31 protein-coding genes and 1 pseudogene are annotated in these 26,445 nt (G+C 70.1%); 12 read left to right on the top strand and 20 right to left on the bottom strand.

Going from position 1 to position 26,445, the window contains the following annotated elements:
- Positions 1–3: 3 nt before the first annotated feature.
- The 11 genes from ACRAS8_RS36685 (at position 4) to ACRAS8_RS36635 (ending at position 11,075) form a co-directional block, all read left to right on the top strand.
- The gene (locus ACRAS8_RS36685; protein WP_438490759.1) at positions 4–879 is read left to right on the top strand and encodes a hypothetical protein; all 876 of its coding nucleotides are present in this window, start codon (positions 4–6) and stop codon (positions 877–879) included.
- Between the two features lie 175 nt (positions 880–1,054).
- Positions 1,055–2,422 carry a CpaF family protein gene (locus ACRAS8_RS36680; protein ID WP_438490758.1) on the top strand — a complete coding sequence of 456 codons (1,368 nt, stop codon included), beginning with the start codon at positions 1,055–1,057 and terminating at the stop codon, positions 2,420–2,422.
- The gene (locus tag ACRAS8_RS36675) at positions 2,419–3,309 is read left to right on the top strand and encodes a type II secretion system F family protein (protein WP_438490757.1); all 891 of its coding nucleotides are present in this window, start codon (positions 2,419–2,421) and stop codon (positions 3,307–3,309) included. Before ACRAS8_RS36680 ends, ACRAS8_RS36675 begins: the two co-directional genes overlap by 4 nt.
- Positions 3,309–4,205 carry a hypothetical protein gene (locus ACRAS8_RS36670; protein ID WP_438490756.1) on the top strand — a complete coding sequence of 299 codons (897 nt, stop codon included), beginning with the start codon at positions 3,309–3,311 and terminating at the stop codon, positions 4,203–4,205. The genes ACRAS8_RS36675 and ACRAS8_RS36670 overlap by 1 nt, the downstream gene beginning before the upstream one ends.
- A 50-nt stretch (positions 4,206–4,255) precedes the next feature.
- Positions 4,256–4,465: a hypothetical protein gene (locus ACRAS8_RS36665; protein WP_438490755.1), complete on the top strand. Its 210-nt coding sequence runs from the start codon at positions 4,256–4,258 to the stop codon at positions 4,463–4,465.
- 1 nt (position 4,466) lies between these two features.
- On the top strand, positions 4,467–4,883 hold the full coding sequence (locus ACRAS8_RS36660) for a TadE family protein (RefSeq protein ID WP_438490754.1): 417 nt from the start codon (positions 4,467–4,469) through the stop codon (positions 4,881–4,883).
- On the top strand, positions 4,880–5,332 hold the full coding sequence (locus ACRAS8_RS36655) for a hypothetical protein (RefSeq protein WP_438490753.1): 453 nt from the start codon (positions 4,880–4,882) through the stop codon (positions 5,330–5,332). The genes ACRAS8_RS36660 and ACRAS8_RS36655 overlap by 4 nt, the downstream gene beginning before the upstream one ends.
- Positions 5,333–5,337: 5 nt before the next feature.
- Positions 5,338–5,808 (top strand): hypothetical protein, encoded by a 471-nt coding sequence (locus ACRAS8_RS36650; RefSeq protein WP_438490752.1) that lies wholly within the window; start codon positions 5,338–5,340, stop codon positions 5,806–5,808.
- 3 nt (positions 5,809–5,811) lie between these two features.
- Complete coding sequence (locus tag ACRAS8_RS36645; RefSeq protein ID WP_438490751.1) at positions 5,812–9,261, top strand: LysM peptidoglycan-binding domain-containing protein; 3,450 nt, start codon at positions 5,812–5,814, stop codon at positions 9,259–9,261.
- 47 nt (positions 9,262–9,308) lie between these two features.
- Positions 9,309–10,034, top strand: coding sequence for a prepilin peptidase (locus ACRAS8_RS36640; protein ID WP_438490750.1), 726 nt, complete (start codon positions 9,309–9,311; stop codon positions 10,032–10,034).
- A gap of 750 nt (positions 10,035–10,784) precedes the next feature.
- Positions 10,785–11,075: a hypothetical protein gene (locus ACRAS8_RS36635; protein WP_438490749.1), complete on the top strand. Its 291-nt coding sequence runs from the start codon at positions 10,785–10,787 to the stop codon at positions 11,073–11,075.
- A gap of 502 nt (positions 11,076–11,577) precedes the next feature.
- Here the strand turns inward: ACRAS8_RS36635 and ACRAS8_RS36630 are convergent.
- The 16 genes and pseudogenes from ACRAS8_RS36630 to ACRAS8_RS36555 form a co-directional block, all read right to left on the bottom strand.
- The gene (locus tag ACRAS8_RS36630; RefSeq protein ID WP_438490748.1) at positions 11,578–12,666 is read right to left on the bottom strand and encodes a ParB/RepB/Spo0J family partition protein; all 1,089 of its coding nucleotides are present in this window, start codon (positions 12,664–12,666) and stop codon (positions 11,578–11,580) included.
- A complete protein-coding gene (locus ACRAS8_RS36625; protein ID WP_438490747.1) occupies positions 12,663–13,886 on the bottom strand; it encodes a ParA family protein in 1,224 nt (407 codons plus the stop codon). Before ACRAS8_RS36625 ends, ACRAS8_RS36630 begins: the two co-directional genes overlap by 4 nt.
- Before the next feature lie 399 nt (positions 13,887–14,285).
- Entirely contained in the window at positions 14,286–14,459 is a 174-nt protein-coding gene (locus tag ACRAS8_RS36620; protein WP_438490746.1) for a hypothetical protein, read from the bottom strand.
- 101 nt (positions 14,460–14,560) lie between these two features.
- Positions 14,561–15,088 carry a hypothetical protein gene (locus ACRAS8_RS36615; RefSeq protein ID WP_438490745.1) on the bottom strand — a complete coding sequence of 176 codons (528 nt, stop codon included), beginning with the start codon at positions 15,086–15,088 and terminating at the stop codon, positions 14,561–14,563.
- The gene (locus tag ACRAS8_RS36610) at positions 15,085–15,759 is read right to left on the bottom strand and encodes a hypothetical protein (protein WP_438490744.1); all 675 of its coding nucleotides are present in this window, start codon (positions 15,757–15,759) and stop codon (positions 15,085–15,087) included. Before ACRAS8_RS36610 ends, ACRAS8_RS36615 begins: the two co-directional genes overlap by 4 nt.
- Positions 15,756–16,205: a RapZ C-terminal domain-containing protein gene (locus ACRAS8_RS36605; RefSeq protein WP_438490743.1), complete on the bottom strand. Its 450-nt coding sequence runs from the start codon at positions 16,203–16,205 to the stop codon at positions 15,756–15,758. Before ACRAS8_RS36605 ends, ACRAS8_RS36610 begins: the two co-directional genes overlap by 4 nt.
- Positions 16,206–16,297: 92 nt before the next feature.
- A complete protein-coding gene (locus tag ACRAS8_RS36600) occupies positions 16,298–16,477 on the bottom strand; it encodes a hypothetical protein (protein ID WP_438490742.1) in 180 nt (59 codons plus the stop codon).
- Positions 16,474–16,959 (bottom strand): hypothetical protein, encoded by a 486-nt coding sequence (locus tag ACRAS8_RS36595; protein WP_438490741.1) that lies wholly within the window; start codon positions 16,957–16,959, stop codon positions 16,474–16,476. Before ACRAS8_RS36595 ends, ACRAS8_RS36600 begins: the two co-directional genes overlap by 4 nt.
- A complete protein-coding gene (locus ACRAS8_RS36590) occupies positions 16,959–17,165 on the bottom strand; it encodes a hypothetical protein (protein WP_438490740.1) in 207 nt (68 codons plus the stop codon). The genes ACRAS8_RS36595 and ACRAS8_RS36590 overlap by 1 nt, the downstream gene beginning before the upstream one ends.
- Positions 17,166–17,463: 298 nt before the next feature.
- A pseudogene (locus ACRAS8_RS36585) lies at positions 17,464–17,868 on the bottom strand (hypothetical protein).
- Between the two features lie 25 nt (positions 17,869–17,893).
- The gene (locus ACRAS8_RS36580) at positions 17,894–18,580 is read right to left on the bottom strand and encodes a diguanylate cyclase domain-containing protein (RefSeq protein WP_438490739.1); all 687 of its coding nucleotides are present in this window, start codon (positions 18,578–18,580) and stop codon (positions 17,894–17,896) included.
- 108 nt (positions 18,581–18,688) lie between these two features.
- On the bottom strand, positions 18,689–19,252 hold the full coding sequence (locus tag ACRAS8_RS36575) for a hypothetical protein (protein ID WP_438490738.1): 564 nt from the start codon (positions 19,250–19,252) through the stop codon (positions 18,689–18,691).
- A gap of 32 nt (positions 19,253–19,284) precedes the next feature.
- Positions 19,285–19,797: a hypothetical protein gene (locus ACRAS8_RS36570; RefSeq protein ID WP_438490737.1), complete on the bottom strand. Its 513-nt coding sequence runs from the start codon at positions 19,795–19,797 to the stop codon at positions 19,285–19,287.
- 104 nt (positions 19,798–19,901) lie between these two features.
- Positions 19,902–20,969, bottom strand: coding sequence for a hypothetical protein (locus tag ACRAS8_RS36565; protein ID WP_438490736.1), 1,068 nt, complete (start codon positions 20,967–20,969; stop codon positions 19,902–19,904).
- A 243-nt stretch (positions 20,970–21,212) separates the two neighbouring features.
- Complete coding sequence (locus ACRAS8_RS36560) at positions 21,213–21,467, bottom strand: hypothetical protein (RefSeq protein ID WP_438490735.1); 255 nt, start codon at positions 21,465–21,467, stop codon at positions 21,213–21,215.
- Entirely contained in the window at positions 21,464–22,660 is a 1,197-nt protein-coding gene (locus ACRAS8_RS36555; RefSeq protein WP_438490734.1) for a hypothetical protein, read from the bottom strand. Before ACRAS8_RS36555 ends, ACRAS8_RS36560 begins: the two co-directional genes overlap by 4 nt.
- A 114-nt stretch (positions 22,661–22,774) precedes the next feature.
- On the opposite strand from ACRAS8_RS36555, the gene ACRAS8_RS36550 reads away from it, so the two are divergent.
- A complete protein-coding gene (locus ACRAS8_RS36550) occupies positions 22,775–22,969 on the top strand; it encodes a hypothetical protein (protein ID WP_438490733.1) in 195 nt (64 codons plus the stop codon).
- Positions 22,970–23,053: 84 nt separating this feature from the next.
- On the opposite strand, the gene ACRAS8_RS36545 is transcribed toward ACRAS8_RS36550, so the two are convergent.
- From ACRAS8_RS36545 to ACRAS8_RS36530, 4 genes are all read right to left on the bottom strand, one after another.
- Positions 23,054–23,551 carry a hypothetical protein gene (locus ACRAS8_RS36545; protein WP_438490732.1) on the bottom strand — a complete coding sequence of 166 codons (498 nt, stop codon included), beginning with the start codon at positions 23,549–23,551 and terminating at the stop codon, positions 23,054–23,056.
- Positions 23,552–23,639: 88 nt separating this feature from the next.
- Positions 23,640–25,082 carry a DNA/RNA helicase domain-containing protein gene (locus ACRAS8_RS36540; protein WP_438490731.1) on the bottom strand — a complete coding sequence of 481 codons (1,443 nt, stop codon included), beginning with the start codon at positions 25,080–25,082 and terminating at the stop codon, positions 23,640–23,642.
- A complete protein-coding gene (locus ACRAS8_RS36535) occupies positions 25,079–25,921 on the bottom strand; it encodes a hypothetical protein (RefSeq protein ID WP_438490730.1) in 843 nt (280 codons plus the stop codon). Before ACRAS8_RS36535 ends, ACRAS8_RS36540 begins: the two co-directional genes overlap by 4 nt.
- A gap of 82 nt (positions 25,922–26,003) precedes the next feature.
- Positions 26,004–26,438, bottom strand: a complete 435-nt coding sequence (locus ACRAS8_RS36530) for a hypothetical protein (RefSeq protein ID WP_438490729.1) — start codon at positions 26,436–26,438, stop codon at positions 26,004–26,006.
- Positions 26,439–26,445 lie beyond the last annotated feature (7 nt).

Below are 26,445 nucleotides of genomic sequence, written 5' to 3'. Positions count from 1 at the left end.
GGCATGTCTGTGATCGCGTTGACGTCCGCGCATGCCGCTGGGGTGACTGTGTCGTCGCTGGCTCTGGCACTGTCCGGTGCACGGCCCTCGTTGCTGGCGGAGTGCGATGCCTCCGGCGGCAGTATCCGGACCGGGTATCGGATGGGTGAGTGGGGCGGTGAGGTGGGGCTGTGGCATCTGGCCCTGGCCGACCGCGAAGGCGCCCTGGCCGAAGCCTTCGAAGCGCATCTGCGCCGCCTGGACGCTGCGGGTGCGCGGTTGTGGCTGCCGGGGCTGACCGATCCCATGCAGGCCGCGGCCATGGAGCAGACGTGGGAGCCGCTGGGGGTGCTGTTGCAGGCGATGGATCAGCACGCCGGGTACGACGTCGTCATTGATGCCGGCCGGCTGGTGGTCGAGCCCGGCGGAGTGCACCCCTCGCTGTGTCCGCGGCCGTTGCTGCACTGCGCCGACCTGGTGGTCCTGGTCGTCCGGAACACCCTCACCTCGATTGCACAGTGCCTGCCGGTGGCCCGGGTGCTTCGGCAGGAACTGGAGCAACGAGGGTCGGGGGCGGATGCGCTGCGGCTGCTGCTGGTGCAGGAGGGGGACGTGCCCGATCACGAGATCACCCGGCGGCTGCAGCTCCCGGTAATCGGCACACTGCCGTGGGACGAGAAGACGGCACGGATCCTGACCCACGGCACGACGCGGCAGATCAAGCCCGCCTCCCTGAGGTTGCTCAAGCGGGCCCGGCAGGCCGCTCACCACGCGCAAGTCGATGCCAATACGCGGCGGTTGCGGATGCAGTTGCCGGCACCTGCAGTGACGTCGCCGGTGGTTGCCGGGGTAGTGCAGCGACTGCTGGCCCCACAGCAGGAAGCGAAGATCAGTGGCTGACCACCCCAACGGCACTTCCTACCCGGGCGGCGGGGCGACGAACGGCACGCCGCTGTCCGGCATGCTCCGCGGTGCCCTTGCCCAGCAGCGTCAAGCAACGCAAGCCACTCCCCCACCAGCGACGCCGCCCGCTGCGCCTGCGGCCGCGATGCCGGAGGCGCAAGGTTTGGCGCAGATGCCGGGTGCGCTACCGGTGTCCCGCTCGGTGATCCGGGCCCTTCAGGTGGCGGTCTCCCAGGACCTGGTGGCCCGGGAGGAGGAGACCAGCCGGCCGCTGTCGGATGAGGACCGGCTGGAGCTGGCGCGCTCGCTGGTGGCCAAGCGGGTCTCGGCCTGGGCCGTCGAACACGCCCGCCAGCACGCGCCGCTCGGTGCTTCGCAGTTGGAGACGGTGCGGCAGGCCATCATCAACGCCCTCTTCCGCGCCGGCCCCCTCCAGCAGTACCTGGACGACGAGGGCGTGGAGAACGTCGTCGTCGACGGGCCGCGGGTCGAGGTCGAGTACTTCGATCGGCCAACAAGGCGCGTGGACCCGGTGGCCGATGACAACGACGGCCTGACCGCCCTCATCAACCGCCTCGCCGCCCGCAGCGGACACGGCGACCGGGTCCTCAACCCGGCCAGCCCGATGGTCAACTTCCGGCTGCCGGACCGCTCCCGCGTCGCCGCCACGCTGTTGACCACGCACCCGACGATGGTGATCCGCCGCCACCGGGTGATGAAGGCGTCGTTGGAGGACTTGGTGCAGTGGGGCACGCTCAGCCCCGCCCTGTCCGCCTTCCTTCAGGGACTCGTGCTGGCCCGGCAGACGATCCTGGTCGCCGGTGACATGGGCGTGGGCAAGACGACCTTGCTGCGGGCGCTGGTGCGGCAGGTCCCACCGGGCGAGCGGGTGATCACGCTGGAGACCGACCGCGAGCTGTTCTTGGACGAGGATCCGGACATCGCTGCGCACGTGATGGCGATGGAGGAGCGGGCCTCCAACGGCGAGATCGGTAGGGACGGCCGGGAGATCGGCCGCATCACCATCGCCGACATGTATCCGCACACGCTGCGCATGAACGCCAACCGCGTCGTGGTCGGCGAAGTCCGCTCCCGCGAAGTCGTACCGATGCTCGATGCGATGAGCTCCGGCGGGCGCGGGTCGATGTGCACGCTGCACGCGGCGTATCCGCGGCTGGTGCTGCCCAGGTTGGTGCAGCTGTGCCAGCCGGCCGGGATGGACGTCGACAGTGTCCACCAACTCGTGAGCAATGCGATCAATTTCGTGGTGTTCATCCGGCAGACCGATCAGACCCCGATCGGGGGCCGTCGCCACCGCTACGTCTCCCACATCCTCCAGGTCTCCCCCGGCGAGGGCGGGAAGCCCGCGTTCAGCGAGGTGTTCGCCCCGGCCGGTGACGGGGATTCGCGGGGGGTGCCGAAGTTGCCACCGTCCGGGGAGGTTGCGCAGGAACTGGCCGATGTCGGGTTCGAGCGGGCTTGGCTGACCGAGCCGCAGTACGGCCGCTGGCCCAAGCCGATGGAGTTGATCAAGAGGTGAGTCTGGGACAGCTGGGGCTGCTCGGCGCGCTGTGTGGGCTGCTCATGGTCGCCGGTATGTGGATGGTGGTGCGGGCCTTCCGCCCGGTGCCGGCCGAGCGTGCGGCAGTACCGCCGCGGTGGGCGGGTCTGTGGGAGCGGATCTGTGAAGGGTTGCCCGACCCGTGGGCTGCGGCCTACCGGTGGATCGTGGTTGTGGCCGGCGGCGCGGCGGTGGTGATGTGGATCGTCACGGCCCGGCCGGTGCAGGGCCTGCTCGCCGCGGCGGTGGTGGCCGGGGTGCCGTGGATCTGGCACCCGGCCGGCACCTCCAGCCGCCGGATCGTGCGTCTGGAGGCGCTGTCGGCCTGGTTGCAGCACCTGGCCGGCGCCCACGTGGTCGGCCACACCCTGGAGGCCGCGATCAGCGGCGCCATGCGGCAAGTGCCGACACCGATCGCCGAGCCGGTGCGAGTGCTAGAGGCGCGCCTGCGGATGGGCGTCGACAAGGAGGCCGCCTACCGGGCCTTCGCCGATGAGCTCGCGGACGGCGCCGTCGACAACGTGGTGCTGGTCTTCCTCACCCACATCAAGGATCGCGGAACCGGCATGGTCGAGACCCTGCGGACCCTGTCAGATCTGACAGCGGAGGAGGCGGCCGCGCTGCGCACGATGGACGCCGAGCGGAACAAGGTCCGCACCCAGACCCGATGGGTGGCGATCGTCGTGCTGGCCATGGCCGTCGGGATGGGCAGCAACTTCGGGCCGATCTGGTCGACCTTCGGTGGGCAGCTGTGGCTCCTGGCGATGGGCACGGCATTCGTGGGGGCGTTGGCGTGGCTGCGGCGGCTCAGCGCCGTCAAGCCCGCCCCACGTCTCCTCCGCCCGACCGTAGGAGATGGTGCGTGATGTCGATGGCCAGTGCCGTCTACGGCGCGTTGATCGGGATCGGCCTGTTTCTGGTGGTGCGGGAGCTGCTGCCGGCCCGGCCGGACCTCGGCAGCGTCCTGGACCGGCTGGAGACCACCACCCCCACTCCCCCGCCCTCCTCGCGGGCCGGGCTGTCGAAGAGTGCGGATCTGACCGAGCGGGTCGGTGCCCGTGTCCTGGCCTCGGCCGGGACACGGCTGGCCGTGCCACGCCGGGACCTGGATCTGCTGGGCATCTCCCCCGCCAAACACGTCGGCGACAAGGTGGTGGGCGCGATCGGCGGGTTCGCGATGCCGCAGATGGCTCTGGCCCTGTGCGCCTTGGCCGACATCCACCTCCCCTTCGTCCTCCCCCTGTTCGTCTCCGCCGGCTCCGCGGCGCTGATGTGGGTGTCGGCGGACACCAATGTGCGTGCCAAGGCGACCAAGCTGCGGCTGGAGTACCGGTACGCCGTCGCCTCCCTGCTGGAGCGGGCCCGGCTCCAGCGCGGTGCCCACGCCGGACCGGAGAAGGCCCTCTACGAGACCGCCGCGGTCGGGGACGGGCGGGTCTACGTGCGGATCCGGGCCGCGCTGGAGCGCGCTCGGCTCTCGGGTACGCCGCCGTGGGATGCGCTCAAGGCGCTGGCCGAGCAGCTGGACGTGCCAGAACTCGCCGGACCCGCCGACACGTTCGCGCACGCCGGCGATGAGGGCGCCAGCATTGTCGCCGCGCTGGAGAACCAGGCCAGGACGCTGCGGAAGCGGCTGCAGACCGATCTGCAAAGCGAGGCCAACGCCGGCACCGAGAAGTCCGTGGTGCCCGGCACGTTGCTGTTCGTCGTGCTGATCGCCACCCTCGGCTACCCGCTGTTCCAGACCGTCTTGGCCAACTGACCAACCACCGCGGTCGCCTGGGCGGCGACCGTCATGTGAAAGGGGAAACCGTGAAGTCCACTCTTCGTAGATTGCCTCGGCGGGTTGTTGCCCGTCTTCAGGCCCGCTTCCTCCAGCTCCTGGACCGGCGCGACGCCGGTCTGGAGACGTTGGAGAAGCTCATCATCGGCGCGGTGCTGATCGCCGCCGCGACGGCCTTCGCGCTGGTGTTCAAGGGGAAGTTCGACAGCCTGCTGAACAGCTTCAAGAGCTCCTTCTGAGATGCCCAATCCGGCTCAAGGACAGTGGCGGCGCATAGCCGCGAAGGTGAAGGACGACGCGGGGATGGGGACGCTGGAGTTCACCATCCTCGCGCCGATCGTCATGCTCGTGCTGTGCACCGGCATGCAGTTGGGCATGTGGTACCTGGCTCAGGAAGCTGCAGTGACCGCGGCCAGGAAAGCCGCCACGGCCGGCGCCGCCTACCAGGCCACCCCCGCCGACGGCACTGCCCGCGCCCGCGCCTGGCTCTCCCACGTCCACGTCCTGCAGGACGCCGGGGTCTCCACCAGTGGCACCACGGCAGACCGGGTGCGGGTCACGGTCACCGGAAGCAGCCTGTCGCTGGTGCCGGGGTGGCGGCCGCAGGTGACCAAGAGCGCCGAAGTCCCAGTTGAACGCTGGAGCGTGGGCCGATGACCCGTAGACCGAAGTGGGTGGTGGGTTGGTGGCGGCAGGACCGCGGCTCCTACACGCTGGAGACCGTCATCTGTGTGGCGGTGCTGATCCCGTTCCTGGGGCTGCTGGCTGCCTACGGCCTGGCTGGCATCTTCGACAACTCCGTGGAAGGCGCTGCCAGTTCCGCAGCCCGCGCCGCCTCCCAGGCTGCCGACGCCGATATCGCGCAGGTCCGCGGCCGTACCGCTGCCGAGGCCGCGCTGCGGCAGGACGATCGCAACTGCACCAGCCGGTCCATCCGCATCGACACCAGCGCGTTTTCCGCCCCGCCCGGCCAGGCCGCGAGCGTGACCGCCACCGTCACCTGCACCATCCCGCTCTCGCAGCTGACCGTACCCGGCCTGCCTGGATCCAAGACGCTTACCGCTTCAGCCATCAGCGTCGTCGACCAGTACGCCGACAGGAAGTAGGCACCATGCGGCACCTCGTCCCCACGCGGCTCTGCCGTACGCTGCGCCGCCGCCTCGCCGGCTGCGGTGGGGACGGTGAGCGGGGGTCGTCGACGTTGTTCTGGGTCGTGGCCGCCGGCGTCTTCCTCGCCCTGCTGGCCCTCGTCGTCGACGGCGGAGGCGAGCTGAAAGCCTCCGCGCACGCCGATGACGTCGCCAACGCCGCGGCACGGGCCGGCGGGCAGCAGATCGATGCCGGCAAGGCGATCCCCGGCGGCACCGTCGTCGTCGACCCGGACGCCGCCACCTCCGCCGCCCGCAGCTTCCTGCACCAGGCCGGCGTCGAGGGAACCGTCACCGTCGAGGACGGGGGACGCCGTCTTGCCGTGACCGTCCACGACACCTATCACTGCCTCCTGTTGGCCAGTGTCGGGCGCCCCACCCTGCCCGTCACCGGACACGGCACCGCCCAGCTCGTCCACCAGGTCGGAGACTAACCGATGCCCCACCGCCCGTCGCCGCGCCGGCCGTGGCCGCTGACCGCCGCCCGCTTCACCGGCAGCCTCCTCGCCCTGATCGCCCTCGTCGCAGGCATTCCGCTGGTCCTACTGCAGGTGGGCACCCTCCCGGTCGGCGTCCCGACCGTGGACGGCATCCGGCAAGGGCTCCTGGCGCCCGACGACGGCGGACAGGTGCTGTTCACCGCCATCACCCTCATCTGCTGGGCCCTGTGGGCCTGGTTCGTCCTCTCCCTCCTGGTGGAGGCCGCCGCCCTGCTCCGCCGGCGGCCGGCGGCGCGGATCCGGGGACTGGCCGCACCGCAGCGCCTGGCCGCGGTCCTGCTGGGCGGCCTGCTGTTCCTGCCGCCCGCCACCGCGCTGGCCGCACCCGCCACCGCGACAGCAGCTCCGGCCGCGACCGCCACCCACATCCCCACCGCCCGGCAGGGCGCGGTTGTGCAGCAGCAGGCCGCGCCGCAGCACGAGGGGCCCACCCATACGGTGGGGGCGACGGGTGAGACGGTGTGGGACCTGGCCGAGCACTACCTGGGCGATGGCCGCCGACACGGTGAGCTTCGCGCGCTGAACCCTCACCTGCCTGACACTGCAACCCTGCCGGCCGGCACCATCGTCCGCCTCCCCGCCGACGCGCGCACCGGCCCCTCCCCGCAGGACGCCGCGACTCGGACCGTCGATGCCGGCGCCGGAAAGCAGCAGGCGCCGGGGGACCGCACCGGCAGCGGCCAACACGAGACGTACACGGTGGCTACGGGCGATTCGCTCTCCGGCATCGCGCACGAGAAATACGGCAACGCCAACCGGTGGCACGACATCTACGCCGAGAACAAGACCACCATCCACGACCCCGACCTGATCTACCCCGGCCAGCGTCTCGACCTGCCCCGGCAGCAGGTCACCCCGGCCCCGCCGAGCAAAGGCAGCAAGCACGACCAGGATGCAGCCCCGAGGCACGAGCAGCACACGCCCGAGAAGGAGGGCGGAAGCAAGGGCACGCCCCCTCATGAGCGCCAGGAGCACGGCGAAGGCAGCGAGGCCAAGCCGACTCCCCCAGTGCCAAACGCCTCTGACGGCAAGCACGGAGGGCAGCAGGGGCACACCGTGGCACCATCGCGAGAACCGGCTGGAGACGACCGCGATCCCGCTGAGCCGTCGGCACCGCACTCTCCTGCCGAAGCCACGCCTGCCCCGTACCGGCCCGCCCGCGCCGTTGCCTCCAACCAGGTCAGCCCCAGCCAGATCGCCGCGATTGGCGGTGGTGTCCTGGCCGCCGCTCTGCTGTCGACCGTGGCCACCCGCCGTATCCTCCAACAGCGCCGCCGGCACCGCGGTCGGCGGATCGCCCTTCCCAAGGACGGCGCAGCGGCCACCGAGCAAGACCTGCGTACCGCTGAGGCGGCCCTGGACACGACCATGCTCGACGGTGCCCTGCGCACCGCAGCGGTCCATCTCACCGCTGCCGACCGGGAACTGCCGCCGCTGTCGGCGGCGGTGATCGGTCCGCGCGAGATCGTGCTGCACCTGGCCGAACCGGCAGCTCCCGTACCGCCCTTCAGCGCCGCCCCCGAGGCCCTTGAGCGGTGGACCTGCCCCACGCGAGGGGGCGAACTGCTGCCCCAGGAGCAGACCGACGACGTCGAATCTCCTTACCCGACGCTGGCTTCCCTCGGGTGGGACGAGCAGGGCCACCTGATCCTGCTCGATCTGGAGAACGCCGGTCACCTTCACCTGACAGGGGCCGACCGGCACAGGGTGCTGCGTACCCTGGCGCTGGAGCTGGCGGCCAGCGAATTCGCCGACCACCTCACCGTCTCCGCCATCGGCCAGTCGGCGCCCGGCCTGCGGGAGGAACTGCCCGAGCGGGTCATCGAGCATGCGGACATCGCCAGCGCGCTGGGCGCTCTCCGGGCGCATCACACCGAGCAGCAGCGCGCCCTGGCCGTTCTGGGTGTACCTGGTCTGCGTCGCGCGCGGACCGGGGAGGAGACCGCCGCTGCGTGGTGCCCGCACCTCTTGTTCAGTGATGGAGATGACGGTGCGGGCAGGGAGTTTGAGGAGCTGCGGCAGGTCGTTGCCGACTCTCCGCGGTCGGCGACCGCGCTGGTGACCACCGGCAGTGGTGCTGCCGTCCCGTCCGGGGCCCAGGTGGTGGATGCCGATGCGGCGGCTGGGCCCGTCACGCTGCGGCTGCCGGGAACCGAGGTGGAGGTCTCGTGCACCGTGCAGGCGCTCAGCGATGAGGACTACGCCTACGCACTGGAGGTGCTGGCGACGACCCGCGCGGACGATGTCCCCGCCGCCCAGCCCGTAGTCACCACTCCGAAGGCCGTCCCGGATCTGCCGCAGTACACGGCAGCGACGGAGGAGTCTGAGGTCGTGCCCGCCGCTCCCCCGGCGGCGGCCAGCTCCCCTGCCCAGGTGCCGGGCCTGATGGCCCAGTTCGCACTCTACGAAGACGAACCGCCGGCCGAAGCAGATGATGAGGCGGATGCCGCTGTGGGCGACACCGGGGACCAGGGTGATGAAAGCCTTCCTCTCCCCGCTGGCGGGATGGACGAGTCCACGCCGTCCGGCTCTTCCTCGGCTGCGGCGGAGGACCGCGGCCCGGCCGTATACGCACATGTCGCGCTGATGAAGGAGACGCCGGAGCCGTCGCCGGAGCCGGAGGTCGTGGTGGAGGACACCGCGGGCGACGGGCCCATGGTGCGGATGCTGGGGCCCGTGGACATCGTGGGTGCCCGGGGCAGCATCGAGTCCAAGCGCCAGCGGACCTGCATCGAGCTGGCCGCCTGGCTGGTGCTGCACCCGAACTTGGATCACCATGCGGTGGACGAAGCGATGTGGCCCGGCCGGGAGACTGCCCGCAAGTATCGCAACGCCACCGTGAGCCGCCTGCGGACCTGGCTGGGCATCGATGAAGACGGCAACCCCTTCTTCCCGCCCATCGCCACCACCAGCGACGCCCGCTACGCCCTGGCCCCGACGGTCGACTCCGACTGGCACCACTTCCAGCGCCTGACCGCCGCAGCCGTCAAGAGCCCCGGCGCTCAGGCCGCAGTCCAGCTGCGCGCCGCGCTCGAACTCGTGCGGGGTCGGCCGTTCTCCGGTGTCAACAGCCGGCGCTACGCCTGGGCCGAGCATCAGGCCCAGGACATGATTTCCGCGATCGTGGACGCCGCCGCGGACCTGGCCGAGCACTGCCTGGCCCAGGGCGATCCGCGCGGCGCGCTATGGGCGGCCACCAAGGGGCTGGACGCGGCACCCGAGATGGAGAACCTGTACCGCATCCTGTTCCGCACCTACGCCGCCCTCGGCGACTACGAAGCGCTGGAGCGGGCCGCGGAGAAACTCGACACGCTGAACATGGAATTGGGCGTCGACATGGAGGAGTCCACCGCCGAAATCCTGGCCCAGCTCAGCAAGTCCGCCTGACCGACCCGGGCGCCTCGCACCGGTGGCGCAGTATGAGAGGACGCCGCATGCTCAGCCAGCTGCTTGCCGCGCTTGTGGGCCTTGTGGCCGGAGCTGGACTGCGCCCGGTTGTTGTCGCTCTCGCCGTCCCAGCCGGGCAGCCCGCCGGCGTCACCTGCCCGGCCTGCTCACCGCGGCCGGTGCCGGCGTGGGGCCCGCACGCCCTGCGGCTGCTTCCGCCCGGCGGCCACTGCCCCAACTGCCGTGCGCGGCTGTGTGCGCCCTGGCTGCCGGAGCTCACCACCGCTGCCGCGTTCGCTGTGGTCGCGGCCGGTGGCGCCGCCGGTTGGTACGCCGCCGCCCAGTACTGGATCGCGCTCCTCGGGGCCGCCCTTTTGCTGATCGACAGTGCGGTGCAGCGACTGCCGAACGTTTTGACGCTGGCCGCCGCCGTCGGCACGCTGGCGTTGCTCGCCTCGGCATCCGCTCACCACGAGGCCGGGAGCCTTCTGCGCGCCGTGGCCGTCGCGGCCGCGGCTGGAGGGTTGTTCACGGTGCTCGCGCTGTGCGGGATGGGACTGGGCGACGCGAAGCTGGCGATCTCTCTCGGTGCGATGCTCGGCTGGCGCAGCTGGCAGGCCGCAGTCCTCGCGCTCGTCTTGACCTATCTCCTCGGCGCCACAGTGGCGGTTGCGCTCCTGATCACCCGGCGCGGACACCGCAAGAGCACGCTGGCCTTCGGGCCGCTTTTGATCGTCGGCACTCTGGGCGCAGCTCTGATCACGAGTAGTTGAGCTGACCCCAGGCTGGCCGCGCCGTCTGCGGGCCAACGTCCGTTCACTGCTCCCCCTGACCGCGTTCCGCTCGTTCCCGGGGACGCCGCCCGATTACCCACATGCTTACCCCGCAGCGAATACCCGCAGCTCCCCGCGGTTGGGCAGGCGCGCCTGTGCCGTGACCGATGGCCGGTTGGGTAATCCGGGTCAGCCATCCCAGGAGGACGGGTCGGCCATGACCGACCGGCCCAACGTCATGACTGATCAGCAGCCGCGCAGACGCTTCAGCCAGCCCCGTACCGCGGCGCCCGCCGGGCGCGCCGCTTGGCCAGCACGCGATGGTAAGCCACCGCCCTACGCGCTCTCCCACCCATGACCAACAAAGCCCAATCGGAACCACCTGTCCGCTGTGCCGTAGGCCACCCCCGGATCGGGAACTGCCACAGCCGCCCGTCCGCTCAGCTGGACCACCCGGCCCACATGTGGAAGCGGATACCGCTGCGCCGACTTCAAGGCCGTCCGGCCCCAGCAATGGTCCGAGGCGATGCGCACCCTCTACGAGACCTGACCAAGCGTGCGAATGCTGCGCCGCGACCACATGAGCCTCACCAGCCCCGAAATCGCACTGCAGCCGACTCCACGGTGAAGCAGCACGCACCAACCCGCCACTCCCCCGGCTAACCACAACAGCTGACCGCACCACGTCACCGACACCCATCGCCCCCGGCCGCCCGGCCGGGGGCTTCGTGCTTCCTGGAGGACACCATCGTGCCGACGTACGAGGCTCTGCCGCGTTTCACCGCCGACCTGGACCACCTCACTCCCGAACAGCGCCGCCGCTTCCGCCGCACCGTCACCGGCTTTGTGCACGACCTGCGCGCCGGACGCTTCCGCGCCGGCCTCCGCGTTAAGGGCGTCCAGAGCGCGCCCGGTGTCTACGAACTCACCTGGGACGGCGACGGCCGGGCCACCTGGTCCTACGGACCGGAGATAGTCCGCGGCAAGCAGCACATCATCTGGCGCCGCATCGGCACCCACAACATCCTTGCCGGCCCCTGACATCGTGCTTGTCGGGGCAGGTGTCCGCGCCTCGTTCACGTCCTCACCAACACAGAACGCGCATCGCTTGCGGGAGCTGTACAGGGTCCGCGACACGCAGAAAGAACGCACCTACGTGTTCGACACAGAGCCTGGAAGCATGGGCGCCGGGTACAGGCACCGTCCTCAGACGAATGTGAACACCTTGTAGTCCCCCTGATGTCCGCGGATGCACCAGCCCAGACAGAAGGAGAAGAAACGCCTGTTTTGGTACACGGGGTCTAACGGCGACGAGGAGGGTCGATGTGTGTGGGGTGTCTCCTGGGGCCTGACTGCGAGCGCCCCGGTCAACAACATCCCTAGCAGGGCGCGCTCACACTGCCTCTCCCCCAGGGCTGAAGACGTCGTCGGGTGATTACGCCGTAATCACTCCGGCCCGCTGCCGAGGGGCTTTGCGCATTCACATGGAACAGGCCCCGCTTCCCCAGCGTCGGGAGTGCGGGGCCTGAAGAGGCATGTGGTCTCAGTTTGCGTGAACTGCCCCGAGCTTCTTGGTCAGCTGCTGGATGTGATCGGGGTTCATGTACTGGCAGATGAGGGCGACCATCGCATCGACGTCCTGCCATGGCAGGTCCAGAGAGGTAGCGGCCGGCTCTTGCCCTTCGCTTCGGGCTTCAGGAAGCGGAGCGGCCGACGCTGCAGGCCGCTGCGTCCCACGGTCGCTGCTTGGGGTTTCCTTGCCAAGACCCTGATCAGGTGTGCTCTGCACGCTGATTGCGGTGGTTCCATCTGCGGCTGCCGAGCCCTCAGGCTGCTGAGTGATTACGCCGTAATCACTCGCGTGCGGCTGCTCTGCTGCGGAGTCGCTACCTGCGCGCTTGCGCTGCTCAGCCTTCTTCGTTGCCTCGGCGGCGCGCTTGTCTGCCTCGGCTCGCTGCTGTTGCGGCGGCAACTTGCCGAGCCCCCGCACGTGTTCGACCGTCCGTTCACCGGCCTCAAGTTCAGCTTGGAGAGCTGGGTCGAGGCGCAGGAGCGAGAGGCGCTGGGAGATGAGCCCTTGACTAATTCCTAGTCGTTGGGCGGCCTTACGTTGCGATCCGTAGAATTTGACGAGCTTCTTGAGCGCGTTGGCTTCTTCGAGCTCGGTCATGTTCTCGCCGTGCACATTGGCGACGAAGGCTGCCTCCAGCAGCTTTTCGTCCGAGGTGGCGAACGCGTCGTCGACGGTATATTTGATCTCCTGCAGCCCCGCCTCGTGGGCAGCAGCGAAACGGCGGTGGCCGTCGACGACGACGTAGCGTGCGCCGTCCTTGAGATCGCTGGCGCGATCGGGGCGCTCGGCGAGGTAGGCGTCGACGGTGACGAGGCTGATGGCGTTGACGAGGCCGACCTCGAGCATCGACTGCGCAAGATCGGAAACGTCGCCGACGTGCTCACGCGGGTTGTCGGGGTTCTCGCTGATCAGCTTCAAAGACAGCTTTGAGCTCTTGGGCGCCGGTGTGCTCGTCGGTGCCTCGGTGGCTGCGGCGATCGCGGCGCGGCGGGCGCTGACGGCGGGGGCGGCGTGGCTGAAGGAAGCGGAAGCGCCGAGCTTTGCGGCCTTGCTGCTCATGCGATCTCCCGGGCCAGCGCGCGGATGTTGACCGCCTGCTCACTGTTGGAGGCGTAGGCGAGTAGTGGTGTCTTGGTGCGGACGGCTTCGCGCTGTTCCCGTCGATCGGGAATGACGGCTACGACGCGGGGATCCTTTATGGCTTTCCATTCCTCGAGGGAACTGGTGGCGATGTAGCCGCGGCGTGCATCGTAGAGGTTGACGATGAGCCCGAGGTAGTCGAGTTCGATGTTCATGTCGGCGCGCATGTCCTCGATTTGGGAGACGAGGAGGCCGTAGGCGTCGGCGCTGCTGTCTTCGGCTTGGACGACGATGCCGACGCCGGACTGGCCGGGTTGTTCGCCGTCTCGGCGGCGGCCGTAGTAGACGGCGGCGTCCATGCTCAGGCCGAGGCTTGGCGGGCAGTCGACGATGATGACGTCGTAGTCGCCTTCGACGGGTGAGAGGGCGCGTTCCAGTGCGGCTTCGCGGACGCGGACGCTGGAGAGCTTTACGTCCAGAAGGAAGGCGTCCTGACTTGCGGGCAGGAGGTCCAGGCGTCCGCCGAACTGGTCGCCGCTGACGCTGACGATGAGGTCGCGGATGTTTCCGCGGTCCTTGTCGGCGGCCATGTGCTTGGAGAGCGTGTCGCCCTTCATATCGAGTGGTTCGTGGCCGAGTTGCTTGGTGAGGTGGCCCTGAGGATCGAAGTCAACCAGGAGCACGCGCTGGCCGTGCCCGGGCAGTTGCTCGAGGTCTGGTTCCTTTCCGGTCTCGGTCATCTGCTTCGAGGCACGGATGGGGAAGAGAGTGTTGGGGTCCTCGGCGTATGCCTGTGCCATGCCGGCTGCCATGGCGGTCTTGCCGACGCCGCCCTTCTGGTTGCAAATGATCTTTCGCTTGGGGATGGTGGGGCGCTCAACGGCGGGGGCCGGGTTGGTGTCGAGCCACAGTTGCACGGACTGCGCCAGGCCCTGAATGCCCGAGACTCCGCGGGCGGATACATCGGTGCGGAAGGCTTCCCAGAGGCCTTCTGGCAGCCAGGTGGAGAAGGTCTCTGCGCCGGCTGTGTCGATGGGGGAGAGGTTGGAGCCGAGGCCGCGCCATGCGGTGATGCCTTCGGCGACAGCGTCTTGGAGGGCGATGCCGCGCTGTGCGGTGCGGACCTTGAGGTCCTGCCAGAGGGCGGCGGGGAGTTTGGATACGACCTTCTCGCGGTCGCTTTGCGGACTGCTCGTCATACAAAGAACCTTACTAACGCGTCAGCTCAATTCCAGCATCGGGACGTTAGTGTCTCCATAAATATTTGTCAGAGACGGGTGATTACGCCGTAATCGCCCCTTGCCAGGTCGGCCGACGGCCTGGGCGTGCCCCGCATCTCGACATGAGAGGGTCACACGACAGGCGAGACATCGTCGCGCGACCACAGCGGCCGAGCCATGCAGCGCGCCTCAACGGCAAAGTCAGTGGAGCGAGTGGTGATTACGCCGTAATCACCCCGTGGTTCGACATGACGCTGAGCCCACTCACAGCACTACTCCGGCACGTCAGTCAGCGGCCAGTTGAGGGGCCGCTGCGACCGCCCCCGTCCCGGTGGTGACGGGGCGGGGCGGCACAGAGTGCGCTCAACTCGCGGAAGTTCAGCGGGTGATCTCGATGGCGAAGCGCAGATGCGTGCGCGCCTGCGCCAGCCGATCGCGCCGGTCGGCCCCGGTGAGGGTCAGCGCCTCGGTGAGGTCACCGACCGCGTGGCCCAGTTCCTCGCAGGCCCGCTCTGGTCGATCGACGCACCGGAGGCAGCGGCCCCCCCACACATGGCACGCGTGACGGAGAACTTCTCGGACAGGTAGACGCCCGCCAACGCAAGAAGGCCCGGCTTCCCGCGATCCTCTGCGGGAAGCCAGGCCTTCGGCTGTCAGGTCGCCCAGGTCGCGGGCGCACCTTCATCAGGGTTGGGGATGCCGGCGGCGGTCACCGGAGCAGCCGGGTGGCGCATGGCGGTGATCGGGATGGCGCCGGGTTCGGTGCTGGGTGCCCAGGCCATGCGCCAGGTGTCGTCCCACTCGCATCCGCAGCCGTGGTCAGGGTGTGGGTGTCGTAAGAACACGCCCCAGGTCAGCACGGCGCGCGGGATGTGGGGGATGAGTACCGAGGGGCCGTCGCCTGGGTAGAGGTGCAGGTTGCGCCAGCCGTGGACGTGGGCCATGTACGCGGCGGCGGCCTCGCTGATGTCGGCCGACCTCTGGTGACCGAGCACGAGGAACGCGACCGGGTAGAGGTGATCGCCGGTGGGCTCATCGAGCCCGATGACGTGCAGGCCGCGGTGAGCGACGAAGCCGTTCTCCACCGCGTCTTCGCTGGGGGTCCAGAGCTGTTCGACGGGGTGCATGGTGCCGTCGTCGCCCTCGCTGGTCTCGATCTCGTACAGGACCGTGGTGGTCACGGGCTCACCCCTGTGACGGCGTCGGCCAGGAGCGCGGCTATGTCGGTGCCGTGCGGATCGGCGTAGCTCTCGTGGTCGCTGACGTCGAACAGTGCATCCTTCGCGGTGACGGTGAAGCCGGGGATGACGGTGGCCGCTCGGCCCTCCAACTCGGTGTTGAGGCGGTCGGCGTCGTGGGAGGCGAGCCAGGTCTGGGTGTAGGGCCCGAGGCGGAGCAGTGTGTAGCCGGTGCCGTCGCTGCGTCGAGCTTCGACGTGGACGGCGTAGTGAGCGGGGGTCATGCCGACGTCATCGGGGAGGGACAAGCCCGCGGCGGCGTGGGTGAGCATCGTGTAGGCCGACTGCCAGACGCCGAGGATCGCGGTTGTCTTGCAACGCAGCCAGCCTCGGTCGGTGTAGCCGAACTGGCGGCCGTGAAGGTAGGCCGCAGCGTGCGGGGTATCAGGGTGGACCAGAGCCACGGCGATCATGTCGGTGCCATGGTCGTCGCCGGGCCGGGTGTGCGCGCGCTCGATAAACGGGCCAACCCTCACGGCGATGTCCTGGGCGCGGCCGGGCGTCCAGAGCTCCGGGTCGCGCACGGCGGCGATCAGCGCTCGGATCGCATCGACGACGGCCTGGTCCTCGGGAGCGGGGGCGGGGGCGTAGCGGCGGAACATGCGACGGATCATCGGGCGGTCTCCTGCTCAGGGTTGGCGGTGTGGGGGTCGGCGGGCGCCTTGAGGACGCGCGGCAGATGGACGTGCAGGTGCTCGACTTCGACCTCGCGTCCGCGGTCCCGGAGTACTCGGGCAAGGAGTTCCGTAAGTCCGCTGGCTCGGTGCCGGCCACCGGCACAGCCGATGGCGATGCGGCGGGGGCCGGCGGGCAGGGTTGCATAGTCGGCGAGGTTGGCGAGCAGTTCGCGGGCGCCGGGGGTGTTCAAGACGACGTCCTGGACGTGGGGGTGGAAGCCGTCCAGGTCGAGGATGTCGCGGGCGGCCGCGGGGTCGCGGAGCCGGTCACGGACGTCCTCGATCCGGTCGGCAGACGGCGGGATGGGCGAGCCGTCGGGGCCGGTGGGGAGGTGCAGGTAGCCGAACGAGATCAGGCGGATCGGGTGGGTCGTCGGGCGCACGAGGGTGCCTCCGGTTGCTGGTGATGGACAGGAGCAGCAGAGCGCCGTGTCAGGCCGGGGAGGTCGGGCGCAGCGCTCCGTGGTGGTGCGCGCTACTTGGTTGCGGTGTGCTCGTCACAGAGCCAGGTGCCGTCGTCCTGCTGTTCCCACCCGCGGCTGGGCGCGAGGTCGGCGAGCTTGGGTTCAGCTTGGCTGGGCAGGTCGAACAGCGCGAGCCACTGGTCGCAGCAGGTGGCTCGCAGGTAGACGAAACGGGGGAGTTCCTCGCTCATCGGGAAGCACCGCCGTTCTTGTAACGCGCGATGAGGGCGCCGATAGCGTCGGGGCTCGCCGCTTCACCGACCCACTTGCCGTGCTGGGTGAAGACCGGCACGTGGTCGCGGTCGGCGTCGAACACGACGACGTACGGGCCGTATCGCTCCAGCACCATGTCGTGCAGGACGGGGAGTGGCGCGGTGGCCAGGACCTCGAGGGCGTCGACGGTGAGCTGGGTCGGGGCGGTCGGGTCGTCGGGTTGGACGAGGATGCCGGTGACGTGCAGCAGGTCGCCGGGCTGTACTTCACGTAGCAGCGCGTCGGCGATGCGCGGGTCTGCGGTGGTGCAGGCGAACACTGTGTCGGCGGTGTCGGGCGGGATCTGGTCCGCGTCGGCGGGGGAGTGGATCAGGTCGAACGTTGCGGTGCCCCAGCCGGTGCCGGGGGCCGGGATTGCGTCAACGTAGCCGTCAATGGCGAGGTGCGTCTGGGGGTTCATCAGCTGGCCTCCGCCGGGGTCTTGGTGGGGTGAGGGGAGCGGGTGCGGTTGGTGTGCAGGGCTCGAAGCAGTTGCTCGGTGTTGCGTTGCTGCTGGTCGGCAGTGAGCGGCTGGGGCCTCGGACCGTGCCGGCGCCACAGCGGGTGAGCGGGGGGCTCGGGGTAGGCAAGGGCGTGGTCGACGTCGTGCTGCGGGGTGCTGCTCATGAGTGCCTCCAAGTGGAGGGAATTCAGGCGTGGTCGTCGTCGCGCCGGCGCTTGGGTGGATGTCGGAGGCGAACCGGCCGCGGCGGGCCTCGGTGGGATGCGCGGCGATCCATTGCCCGGCGCAGGTCTTTGTGGGCGGGCTCGCCGTAGTGAGAGCGCATCGGCGTGGGCTTCTCGCACAACACGCACAGCAGGTCCCGCCGACCGTCGAAATGGCGAAGGTCGCGCCAGTCCAGGAGGCCGCCCGGGGAGGGGATGCAGCCCGGCTCCCACAGCGGCCTCTTGCCGCGCTTGCTGGTCACGGCCGCAGACGAGGCGATTGCTGCAGGACTTGGTCCACGAGGTCCTGGCTCGGCTTCCGCAGAGAGCGCACCCGTGGCGGGCACGGGCAAAGACAGTTCGTGGACGTCGGCGAGGACCAGGTGGTGCGCTCCGCGCTCGGCCCAGGAGCTGGTGCAGTGCTCAGGCCCCTGGTCCAAGTGGCAGTCGACAAGCCGGGCCACACCGATGACCGCACCGAGGTGCAGCTCTCGGCCTCGGATCGCGTGGCGACCAGCGGGTCGCGCAGCGCGGGGCGCTCCAGCTCCTTCCCTGCGTGGATCAGCACCCAGCCGCGCCACGGCCAGTGCACGGGCCTATTCTCTGGGGTTTTCCCGGCGAGGATGCAGGTGGCCCAGGGCTGGCGGATCGTGATGCCGCGGATCCAGTCGCGCCTTCAAGTGCGGCGGTCATGCGGCACGCTCCAGCAGGGCGGTGCCGGGGCGTCCGGGTCGGCGGCCGTTGACCTCCGGGGTGTCAGCGTCGGCCACGGTGCCCAGGTGCGGGAAGGACTCTTCGCCAGTCTTCACCTTGCACCTGGCCACGTCGGCGGCACGCAGGACGTCGCCGAAGGGTCGGCCGGGCAGGTCGACGGCGTAGGCGGTGCCGATCGACACGATGAATGGCAGCAGCAGGTCCTCGTACGGCACGGGCCGGTCCATGTGAAGGCGCGGGCCGGCGAGCTCCTGGGTGAAGCGTGCGCGCGGCACCGGGACGGCGGCGCCGAACTCATCTCCGCCCAGGCGCGCGGCCAGCCCCTGGCGGGTGGCGCTCCCTTGGCGCAGCCGTTGGGCGAGGGTAATGACGACCTTGTCGCCGGCGGAGTGGCCGTATGAGTCGTTGATTGCCTTGAAGCCGTTGCCGTCGAGGACCAGGACCAGGAGGTCGCCTGCGCGGTGCCGGGCGATGAACTGCCTTTTGTCGTGGGCGGTGAGGCCGTCGCGGCAGGGCATGCCGGTGAGCTGGTCGCGGCGTGCGACCTCCAGCTGGCGACGCACGCGGACGTCATCGACCACGGCGGCCAGGGCAAGTGGCACAGCGGCCGCGGTGAGCAGAAGTGTGCGGGGGTGCTGGCGCAAGACGGTCAGGGCAGGCATGATGCAGGCTCCGATCCCGCCCCTCGGGGCGGGTATCAGAAGAGGCGCACCCGGCTGTCCAGGCATGGGGTGCGCCTCTTCGTCGTGTACGGGGTGTCGGTTCGTCGGTCAGGCGGCGTACCAGTCAGGGACGTCGCACCAGTCGCAGAACAGCTCTTCGGGTGGTTGGCCGTTGTAGACGGCCAGTAGGTCGGCGGCGTCGGTGACTTTCACCCACGCCGTGCCGCCGCAGCTCTCGCAGGTCCGGCCCTGGAGGTGAGCCTGCCAGTGGTGGTCGAAGACCTCGGCGTGATCCGACCGGCGCACGGTCAGCTGCCGTCCGGCGACGGCGAACACGCCGACGGAGTCCGGGCCGAAGGTGGCGCGGATCTCGGCGAGAGGGTCGAAGCTGGCAGTAGCGGAGCGGGCCAGCAGCAGGTAGAGCAGGTCGAGGTCGGCGGCGTCGTGGACTTGGTCGAAGCCTTCGGCGAGCAGTTGCTCGCCGGTCGGGACGCCGGCGTGCTGCCGGGCGATGGTCTGTGCTGGGACCTGCCGGTTGGTCGGCCTCGCGTCCTGCCTGGCTTGGCAGGTGGCCAGCTCGGTGCGCGCGACGATCGCTATGGTGGGCATTCGGTACCGGAAGACGGCCTGGTCCCATCCGCACGCGTCGTAAGCGGCGGAGTCGGCGATCATCTGCCCGCCGCTTACGGTGGATTCGCAGCCGGTCACCGGGTGGTTGCCTTGGTGCTGGCGATGAGCGCGGCGAGAGTCTCCCAGCCGTGGTGCCAGGCGGAGTCCAGGTGGAAGGCGCCATTCATGCCGAAGTCGGCCAGCTTGTAGAAGCCGCCCTTGCCGGTCTTGGTGGCGATCTTCTCCAGCAGGCCCTTGCCCGGCACCCTGCGGTCCGCGGCGTAATGGGTGCCGAAGGAGATGGCGAGCGCGGCCGCGGCGGCGGCCGGGTGGACCCGGATGCCGAGCGCGCGGGCGCCGGCCCCGGCAACGATCGCCTGCGTGGCCGTGTAGGTGAGGCAGTGGTGAAGGCACGCCTTGCGGCCATCGGCTGTGCCGTGGGTGGTGGTCTTCTCAGTGGCCGGGTCCTGGTAGGTGACCGGGTGGTCATCGGAGGCGCCCTTCACACGGGCACAGAAGTCGTCCTGTACCCAGAAGTCGCCGATTTTCGAGCCGGCACGGCCCAGGCCGAGTAAGGCGGCGAAGACAGCGGCGTTGCGGTACGACATGCGGCAGTTCCTCTTCTGTGAGGTGGTGGCAGGGCCGGGCTGTCCGGTCCTCCGCACCGCCCCGCCTAGGTGGGCTGGGGCGGCACAGAGAGCCGTCAGAACGGTCAGGCGGCCGACTGGTCGGTGTCGGCCTGCGGGGGCTTCTCGTCCGTGGTGATCCGGGCCTTGGCAGCTGCGGCTTCGAACTCCTTCCGCCACTGCCGTGGGTCGTAGCCGGCCTGCTCAGCGGCGTCCCACGCGTAGACGCCGAGCTCCCCGGCATCGAGTTCCTCGGCGACGTCGGCGACCACTTTCTCGGCGAGCTTGGGGTCGGCGGTGTGGAGGGCGTCGAGGTAGCGGTAGGCCGTCCACGCGCCCACGCCGGCGATGGCGTGGGCGGCGATCACCTCGGGGGAGCGCAGCGCGCCGAGCAGGCTGTGGGTGCTGTGCAGGGTCTGGCGTAGGAGCTCGGCAGTGGTTTCGGTGATGTCCTTGGTGACCTCGTCGCCAGGGTGCGCAGGTGTGGCGGCGAATGTGGTCACCGGCGCGGGGCTGCTGCCGGTCAACGTGTGGTGCCAGGAAGCGACGAGCTGATCCACCGTTTCGGGTTCGTCGGTGGGGAAGCCGGGCCGTCGGTGCGAGCAGGGCATCTGGGCGCCGAGGAAGTCCTCGCCGAAGAAGGCGATGGCTTTGCGGTCGGCGGTGATGCGGACGCGCATGATGTTGTCGGCGGTCTGGAACTTGGCCAGGAGACGGGTGTCGACGGCGGGAAAGGCCGCGCCGCCCGCGGGGGCGCTCTGGTCGAGGACGGTGCGGAGGGTGCCACGCCAGTCGGGGAAGGCGAGGTCGGGGTCGATGACGATGCGCAGGTCACCGGCCGGGGCTGCGAACTGCAGGCGGGTGCCCTCCAGGGTGAGGGTGACGGTGTCGTTGCCGGGCTGTGCGCCGGTCCATTCGCGAAGCATGTGCAGGGAGGCGGCCGGGAGGGTGCAGGCGAAGCGGCGGCCGTCCAGGCCGTGGTGGCGGTAGCGGGCGGCAGCCAGGGTGTGGCGGTCGCTGGCGACCGCGTAGAGGTAGGTGTCGTCGGCGTCCAGGCGGATGCCGTGCAGCTGTTCGGTGAGTTCGTCGCTGATGTGGTCGATGGTGCGGTCGATCAGGCGGCCGAGCTGGTGGGCGGTGAGGGTGACGGGCACGTGCTGCTCCTTGTCTGTGCGTGGTGTGAGCCGGCTGTTCCGGCTCCCCGCCCGGTCCCGGTCCCGCGCAAGGGATGGTCGGACGGGTAGCCGTCAGCGCGTCGGCTGTACGGCGGTTGCGGAAGCGCGAGGCCCCGCCGGCGGTTGCTGCGTTGGCGGGGTGGTGCGTGCGGCCAGGCGGCCTGTCCGGTCCTCGCCGGTCCCGCAGGGCGGGGTGGCGAGGACCAGGCAGGGCGTCAGGTCTCAGCTGGTGCTCCGGGTCCGGAATAGCCGGGCGGTCCACTGCCGCAGCTGGTCCCAGCGGGTGGGGTGCGTGTGACGCCAAGCGCTGCGGTCCACGCCGTATTTGGCGGGGAAGCTCCGGGACGCCCCGCAGCTGCACGTCCAGACGTAGGGCTCGGGGCGCGTGTCGTCGCGGGTGGCGGTGACCGTGACCTGAGTGCCGTCGTGGCGTCCTTGGTAGGTGCCGACCCAGATCTCGTTCTTCTGCAGCGTCATGGGATTCCATTCGGATTCGAGGCGCGCCTTGCGCGGGCGCGCCAGCGGGTGGTGGTGCTGGACCGTGTGGAGCGACCTGGGCGGGCCGGCCGTTCCGGTGGCGCGGGCGGGGGATGAGCCCGAGCGGGTAGTCCAGACAATGAGGGCGGCGAGGTCGGCGGCGAAGCAGTCGCTGAGCGCGGCGAAGGTGTCGGCCTTGATCTGGACGGCCATGGGGGCCTCCTTGTCAGTTCTCGATCTGGATGGTGATCCTCGGGCGCGGGGGCGGGGCGGATAAACGGAGCCACGGTGACTCTCCTTCGCGGGGATCGGGGTGGGGTGAGGCGGCCGGTCGGCCTGTCCGGTCCTCGCCCGCGCGGGGCGGGCGAGGACCAGGCAGGGCGGCGGGTCAGCGCTTCTGAAGGGGGTGCACTGTCTTCGGCGGGCGGGGCGGGCGGGGCCGGGAGGTGGATGTGCGGCTCGATCTGGTGACCGGCGTTGTGGATGTGGGTGAAGATCGTCGGGCGCAGGGTCAGGCCGCGCAGCGCGAACGCGGAGGCGGCGGTCCAGGCGAGGACGGCGAGCCCGATGGCGATGGTGCGGCCGTCGGCGGGCGCGGCACTGTAGACCATGGCGATGCTGGCCGCGCCCCACGCGGTCCAGGTGAGGCGGGCGCCGCTGCTGCGGAAGAAGCCGCCGACCAGGCCAAAGATGCCGACCAGTTGCCAGACGGTGTAGATGGTGGAGGCGCTGATCGGCAGCGAGGCGGAGTGGGCCGCGATGTACGAGCGGATCGGCTGGTCGACCACGGCGAAGACGCCGTTGGAGGTGTCGGCGCCGACCTGCACGCGCGGCACGGCGGTCAGCAGGCGGTGCAGCGTGTCGGCCAGGATGTCGGTCGCTCCGTCCAGCAGGATGAGGGCCGCGCAGATCCCGGCGAGTCCGAGCACCGCCTTCACCCAGTTCGCCATGCCGTGCCAGCCGAGTTCGGGGGCGCGGCGCAGGTCCTCCCAGCGGTCGTGCAGGAAGCCGCCACCGTCCCAGGCGTCGGCCCACCACTCGCGCAGGCCCGCCAGCCGCGGCTCCTTGTCGAGTTCTTCGAGCGAGGGCACCGGCGGGGCCTCGGGGAAGTCGAGGGCCTGGCCGTGGTCGGCGGCCGAGGACTCCTGGCGCTGGCCGGGGATGTACGGCGTGCGGTCGTTGTGGTCAGCCACGGTCGGCTTCTCCTTCGAAGGCTGTGACGCTGCGTACGGGATGGGAATGGCCCTGTTGCCGGGCCTGGTGATGCGACAGGCTGGGGCGAGGCCAGGGAGCAGCAAGGAGGCGCGATGGCAGTCAAGTTCGACTCGGTGATCGCCGACGGGGTGATCTATCCGGCGTTCACGGACGACGACGGCGTGCTGTGGATCGACGACGACGACAACTTCGAGGTGGTCGTCGACCACGCGGTCGTCAACGGCGTGATCTATGAGGCGGAGGTCGATGAGTACGGCCGCCTGCTGATCTACCTGGACGACGACTGATCGCGCGGGCTGCCCGGGGCGGCCTGCGCCGCACTCGACTCCCGGCCGTGCGGGCGGGGTTCAAGTACGACGCAGGATGCCCGGTCAGCGGACGTCGTTGCGGGTGCGGGCGCAGAAGCCGCTCGTGCTGCTGTTGTTGTGGATCTCGGTGTGGTGGGTGACCGGGCCCGCGTAGACGTTCTTGGTGACGGCGGAGCGGGCGCGACTGATCGCGCCGCCGATCGCGGTGGCGGCCATGGCGAGGCCGGCGAACGGCAGGGTGACCATCAAGACGCCGGTCAGCGTGACCGAGGCGAGGCCCTGCAGAACCAGCCAGGCACCGCAGCCGATGCCGGTGACCCCGGCGCCGACGCCGATGGAGGCCACCGCGATCCCGGCCGCCCACGCGGGCACGATCCGATGGTCGGGCTGGAGGACGGGCGGGGTGTCGCCGTAGGCGGGCGCGGGGGAGTCGTCGCGGAACGAGGTGGGGAAGTGGCAGATCGGCTGCTCGGGCCGGAACTCGGTCTCGATGATCCGCTTGGCTTCGGCGGTGGCCTCGGAGTCGGACATCGGGCGGCCGTCGGTGGGGTGGAAGTCCATCGTGCTGGTCTCCGTTCGGGTATGGGCGCGCCCTCCCTGCCGTGGCGGCGGGGAGGGCGCGAAGGGCGGCGGGGCCGGGCGAGGGGGGTCAGTTCCTGATCGCGGTCAGGGTGTTGCGGACGCTGCCGAGCTTGACCTCGCGGCCGCCGTCAGCGTTGACCAGCTCCAGGATCTGGAGCGCGTCCAGCGGGTCGTCGTGCGCGTCCAGGACGGCCTGGATGCGGTCGCGCAGGGTGCGGGCGCGAGGCTTGGGCTGGGAGGCTGGGACGGGGGAGGCGGCTGTCTTGGCTCCGCCGCCCTTCTTCTTGCCTCCGCCGCCGTCTTCGCCGTCTTCGTCTTCCTCGGGCTCGGGGAAGACGGCCCGGTACGCCTCCATGCCGTCCAGGCGCTGGCAGTAGGCGTCCCCAATGAGATCCCAGGCGTCCTGCTCGATCTCCGGCGGGGCGCCGGGCCCATACAGGTCTAGGACCATCGGGTCCAGGCCCTCGGTGGGCATGTCGGAGCCGATGTTCCAGAACCGCATCTTGCTGGTCGGGTAGCGGCCGTTGACGTTGTACGCGGTGCCTTGGGTGCCGGGCCGGTCGTCGTCGGTGTGTTCCTCGTCGAACTGCGAGACGAGGTCGACTTCGCCCGCGTACTTCGGGATCGGGGCGAGGACCTGACCGGCGGGCAACAGGCCGTCGGTCACCAACTGCTTCATCATGCTGGACGTCCAGCGGAGCAGGATGACCTCGCCCTCCTTGAGCATCGCCCGGAGGGTGTCGCTGCCGCCCATCTCTTCGAGGTGGCCAGCCTGCGCGAACAGGCCGATGCCGACCCCGAGCGAGCGGCCGGTGCGGCCGATGTCCTTGATGTAGAACGTGGCTTCGTCGCGGTAGGGCGCGCCCTTCTCCAGCAGCCTGTTGGCCTCGTCCACGATCTGGTAGAGCAGCGGGTCGGGCCGGTCGCGCAGAAACTTGGAGCGGCCCAGGCGGGCGTAGCGCTCCTGGCGGTCCATCATGGTCAGCCAGGTCGTGCGCAGCTGCGCCATCGTGCCTTCCTGCGTGGTGACCCGCCAGGCGACGTTGCCGTCCGCGCCGGGCCCGGTCTGCCCGTACGCCTCGGGGGCGGACTGGCCGCCCTTGAGGTCGGCGTACAGCACGGCGATCCCGGACCGCTTCATCGCGGCGAGGATGATCTGCCCGGCCGTGGACTTGCCCGCGCCGGTGGTGCCGAACAGCAGCAGGCGCTGCGCGGAGCCGCTCGCCGGGTCGTACAGGCGCAGCAGGGAGGGCCGGCCGTTGTGGTAGCGGCCGATCCACACGCGCCCGCGTTCGTCCATGACTAGCATCTGCGGGTCGGCGAGGATGACGCGGGCGAGCGGGTCGTGCGGGTAGATGGTGACCAGGGCCTTGTCGCCCATGACGCTGGTCTCCACCGCGAGCCGATTGACGTCCTTGATGCGTAGGGCGTTGGCAAGCTTCATCGGGTGGTACGTGATGATGTCGCCGGCCTCCACAGCTTCCACGGTCAGCTCGTAGATCTTGCTCATGCGGGGAGTTCCTTGGTCTCCTCGTCGGGGATGTCGACGGTGCGGATCGCGGTGATGACGGTGGAGGGCATGCCCTTGGGGGCGATGAGCTTCTCCCAGGCCGTGTAGATGTCCAGGGCCTCTTCGGGGGCCTGGCCGACCGTGAGCCGCCGGACCCCGGCGCCCTGCTTGGGCACGGGGGTGATGGCGATGTCGTCCTCGGGCCAGTTGATGGCCGCGGACAGCTCCAGCAGGTCGATCTTCGGGACCGGCTTGCCGGGGAGGGTGGAGCGGATGACGGCGGTCATCGACTCCTCACCGGTGCGTTCGATCTGCTCCAGCATGGTGTTCGGGGCGGCGCCGCCCTCGATGGCGACGTGCTGCGCCCAGTAGGCGGCCATCGGGTGCTGCGGCCCGGCCTGGTCGGTGTCGGCGGCCAGGAGCTCCTGGGTCTGCTCGATTGCCTTGGGGGTCAGCGACTTCTCGCGGCCGACCAGGACGCGGGCCATGCGGGCCGGGCGCACGTACAGCACCAGGGCGGTCCAGCCCGCGTCGGCGAGCAGCTGCCAGTACCAGTCGATGCCGGGCACGATGCGCTGCGCGGTGAGCAGCGCGGCCATCGACACCGACGGGGACAGATACAGGCCCATGGCGGTGTTGCCCGCCGCATCGCGCGGCAGGGTCGCCGACCACAGGGCGCCCCATCCGGCGCAGCCGAGGGCGGCCAGGACGGAAGGGCCGTAGAAGTCGTGGGTGAAGGTGCCGGTGGCGAGCGCGCCGGTGCCGGCCACGGTGGCGACGCGGCCGAAGGCGTTGCGGGCCAGGGCGAAGCGGCTGCGCAGGGGGCCGAGGCGGATCATCGGTGGGCTCTCCTTGTCAGGGCATGGGAAGGGCGGCGAACCCGTGGTGGGTTCGCCGCCCTTCGTGCGGTGGGTGGGTGGGTCAGCGGTTGCTGTAGAAGGTGCGGTCGGCCATCTCGATGCCGTCGGGCATGTTGTTGGCGGCGTCCGCGACCGCGCCGTAGTCGGCGATGTGGGCGTCGGCGGTCTCGTGGAAGAGCATGGACATCTCCTCGCACTCCACGGCCATGGCCTCCGCTTCTTCCTTGCAGGACCGCATCACGGTCGCCGCCTCGCGGTGCTCGTTGACGGTCGACTGGTCGACAGCCTTGGACGCGGCGAGGTCGGCGAGCTTGTCGACCGAATCCGCGCAGTCCTCCACGTACTTGAATGTGGAGCGGACCTGGTGGGACAGGCCCGCCATGGTGGCGCTGGCGGCGGTCAGCTGCGCGACGACGATGCCGAAGCGGACGGCGCCGACGATGACGGAGCCGGTCTTCTGGAGGGCGCCGCCGATGACGGGAACGAGGTCGGACACGGTGGGT

Origin of the sequence: Streptomyces sp. S186 (assembly GCF_051603415.1) — a bacterium.
GTDB lineage: Bacteria > Actinomycetota > Actinomycetes > Streptomycetales > Streptomycetaceae > Streptomyces.
This window is presented reverse-complemented; position numbering and strand designations above follow the sequence as displayed.